This window comes from Stieleria sp., from assembly GCF_041595215.1.
In the GTDB taxonomy this organism is placed as follows: Bacteria; Planctomycetota; Planctomycetia; order Pirellulales; family Pirellulaceae; genus Stieleria; species Stieleria magnilauensis.
This window is the reverse complement of record NZ_JBFHKV010000931.1, coordinates 1-3472: the sequence shown is the minus strand read 5'-3', so window position 1 is coordinate 3472 and position 3472 is coordinate 1. Positions and strand designations below refer to the sequence as shown.

The window sequence follows — 3472 nt, the reverse complement described above, 5'->3', positions numbered from 1 at the left end:
GTAGCGATTCTTGTTGCCGCGGTAGTCAAAGTACGTCATGTGGCATTCCAGGCAACGCTGCGGAATGGGGCGGGCGTACGCGGCGTCGCCGTCGATGTATCCGGGGCTATTGATCCATTGGTTACCGTCGGTGATGTGCGTCACGTTGTGTTGATAGAGCCCGTCTTTGTGCCAATACAAATAGGTCTGCGCCATTTTGGACGATCCCATGATGATTTCCATCGGGACCTCAAAGTTCCAGTCAAAGAAATGGACGCGTTGCAAAAACTCATCGCCTTTGCGAACCATTTCAAAGGACACGTTGGGGTCGGAGGTCTGGAACGTGTTGGAGCCGGGTTCAAAACTTCCGTCGATCGTCGTTTCGTTGACCGGTCGGCTTGTCTTGTAGTGCGCCGTCGCGAGAAACGACTGGTACTTCTCTCGGTGGCATTCCTGGCACTGTTCGGGTCCGACATATCCCGGATTGTCGTGCAGCGGAGTAAGGTCACCGCTCTTCTGCGGAGACTCGCCGGGGCGAAACGGGATCTCGACGCCGCCGCCGTCCTCGTATTTGCCGACGAACCAAATGTTGCCCGGAATCTGATTGACCACCATGTTGCTGGGCGGTTCAGCGAGGGCCGACACCTCGGGTTCCTCATCCGGTTGCTGTCGCCGCGCATCCATCAGATCACGAACCAGATCATCGTCGCGTTTCCGTTTCATCGCATCGTAGCCGAGCCAGGCGACGACCGTGACGATCGCAATGAGTGCGAACCAGCGTTTCAAATTCAAGGTTTCCTCTCCTGCGGCGAAGATCTGTCAAAAAATTCGATTGGACCAAACGATCGAGTGCCTTGTCTGAATCAGCAATCAGGTGCCTGGCGGAAGCGTTGACAAAGCACCGAAAAATGACGAGCCTCGGATCCGCATCGGTTTACCATAGCTTACCTTAGCAACGATCGGAAAATGACAACGTTCAGTTCGAATCAAAGATAGACATGCAAAAACAGAATCAGCTGCTTCGCCATGCAGCCGCAGTCGCGCTGGCATCGAGTTTCCTGGTCGGCCTGCTTCCGGGCCTCTCCGCGGGGCTGCACGCCCAAACGATGGATCCCTCATCCGTGTTGGGTGACGTGACCCTGCCGCCGCCCGAGGACGTGTCCCAGAATTTTCCTTACGGCATCACGGGCAAGACGCCGCCGTCGCTGACCAAAATCAATTTCAAAGGACAAAAGCCCTACCACAAGCACCGCATCAACCTGAGAGTCTTCCAGGGATGCCCTCAAGTCGAAATCTCTGAGGGCGGCAGACTTTGGGCAACCTGGTTCGGCTCCAACGTGCAAGCCGAACGCGCGCCGTACCACCAAGACCAATTCTCGGTCATCTCAACCTCCGGGGACGGCGGCAAAACATGGAAGGAAGTCTTTGTCTTCGACCCGAGTGAGCTGCTGGGCGGGGGAGCGTCGGACCCGATGCTGTGGAAAGACCCCGAGGGCAACATCCGCTTTATCGGCCTGAGGAACATCGACTTCAAGGGCAAAGACGAATTCGCCACGTCGGCGTGGGAATTTACGATGCTGGACCCCGAAAACGAGCACACCGCTTGGTCCCCGCCGCGGCTACTCGGAAATAAAAACATCTCCGTCATGAAGCCGCTTCTCTTTCCTGATGGCACGATCATGCGGTCGATGGACGACTTCAAATTGGTCGGCAAACGGGACAAGGTGCGGATTCGCTTTCTGAAAGAAGACGTCGACGGCACGCCGATCTTCGTGTCCGAATTCCCCGTCGATAACGATGCGGTCTTTGCCGAGCAAATGCCCATCATTCGAAAAGACGGCAGCCTGTTCACGTTCTACCGCGCAAAGAACGGACAGAAGTTTGCCGAATCCTTCGACGGCGGTAAAACCTGGAAACTGGGCGGTTACTACCCAATGCAGTTCTCGATCAATACCAAATGCATCCTGAAAACACTCCCATCAGGTCGAGTCTTGTTGGTCGCCAACGATGTTCAAATGAAACAGGAAAACGGCCGTAAGCGATACGTCTATACCGACAAACAGGGAAACGAACGCGAACTGGAAACACACAAGACCGCGCGGACCCGGATGACGGCGTACTTGAGTGACGACGATGGCGAAACCTTTACGCATCGACTGCTTTTGTGCGACGATGGTCAGATCAGTTATCCATCGGCGACACTCGGCAACGATGGCGCCATCTACATCGTCTACGACCAAGGGCGGGGCGTGATCGGCCAACACACGATCTTTTTGTCAAAGATCACCGAAGCAGACATCCTGGCCGGCAAGCTGGTCAATGAGCAGAGCTTCTTGAACAACATCGTCAGCCGCCCCAGCGACCAAGGCGGCGGCCGCCGAGAGGGTGACAGTCTTTAAGGCCTCTCTGAAGTGCTACCGATACACGCGCGGTCTCACGCGCCCTGCAACCGGGCAACCAATTTTCGAGTTGCGAAGCGCGGTAGAAAACTGGTCGACGTCACCATCAGACGGTTCTTCCAGCCCGGGATGACAATGTCCGCGTTGTTGACATAGCCCTCATAGCCAGCCTTGGCGACGGTTTTCGCTGGCATCGTTGCCGAAGAGAACATGTCCAGCTTGCCCATGCCGGAGTCTTCGCCGAATCCGGTCTCGGTGGCGCCGGGTTCCAAACAGGTGACGTGAAGCCCCGAACCGGCGACCTCCTCCCGCAACCCCTCGGTGAACGACAGGACATAGGCTTTGGATGCGTAGTAGACCGACATGTTTGGTCCAGCTTGATAGGTGGCGATCGACCCGACATTCAAGACGCCGCCGCGACCGTTTTTCAGCATCGCGGGAAGCAACATCCGGGTCAGGCGGGTGAGCGCGACAACGTTCACCATCAGCATGTCGGTTTGCCGATCCGCAGGAATCTCTGCGAATTTGCCGAGTGCCCCAAAACCTGCATTGTTGACCAGGGTGTCGATCTCGATCGAACGCTCCCTCAGCTGCCGGCACAGTTCGTCGACCGCGTCCGGCTTGGCAAGATCCGCCGGAAGGACGGTCGCGTTGACGCCATTCTCGGTGCGCACCTGATTAGCCAACTCGTTCAATTTGTCTTCACTGCGAGCGACGAGCACGACGTCGTCTCCACCGCCGGCAAATTGTTTGGTGAGTTCCCAGCCGATCCCGGAGGAGGCTCCTGTGATGAGCGTGGTAGGCATGATGGCTTTTGGTTAAAGATTGCGTCCAATGTTTCGATGCTCACCGATGCAAGTGCGATTCCCGTGCCAAAGTCGAAATCGGCAGGCCGGTTCGCGATGCCGAGGAAAAAGCGGTCGGTCACCTTCCAGGCCGAAAGTTGATCGACCTGAGAACGACAACACGATCACGGGCGCAAATCGCTTTGCCCCCATCGCTTTGCCCCCATCGCTTTGCCCCCATCGCTTTGCCCCCATCGCTTTGCCCCCATCGTTTTGCCCCCATCCAGGAAGACCGACGCCCCATGGATC

3 protein-coding genes are annotated in these 3472 nt (G+C 56.8%); 1 reads left to right on the top strand and 2 read right to left on the bottom strand.

The genetic code is table 11. The features are described from left to right. The coding region (locus tag ABX749_RS26440) for a multiheme c-type cytochrome (protein WP_372898642.1) at positions 1–771 on the bottom strand (771 nt) is incomplete at its 3' end. A gap of 206 nt (positions 772–977) precedes the next feature. Here ABX749_RS26440 and ABX749_RS26435 point away from each other — a divergent pair. Next, positions 978–2378 (top strand): sialidase family protein, encoded by a 1401-nt coding sequence (locus tag ABX749_RS26435; RefSeq protein WP_372898641.1) that lies wholly within the window; start codon positions 978–980, stop codon positions 2376–2378. A 35-nt stretch (positions 2379–2413) separates the two neighbouring features. Here ABX749_RS26435 and ABX749_RS26430 read toward each other — a convergent pair whose 3' ends face one another. Beyond that, entirely contained in the window at positions 2414–3184 is a 771-nt protein-coding gene (locus tag ABX749_RS26430) for an SDR family NAD(P)-dependent oxidoreductase (protein ID WP_372898640.1), read from the bottom strand. Between the last annotated feature and the right edge of the window lie 288 nt (positions 3185–3472).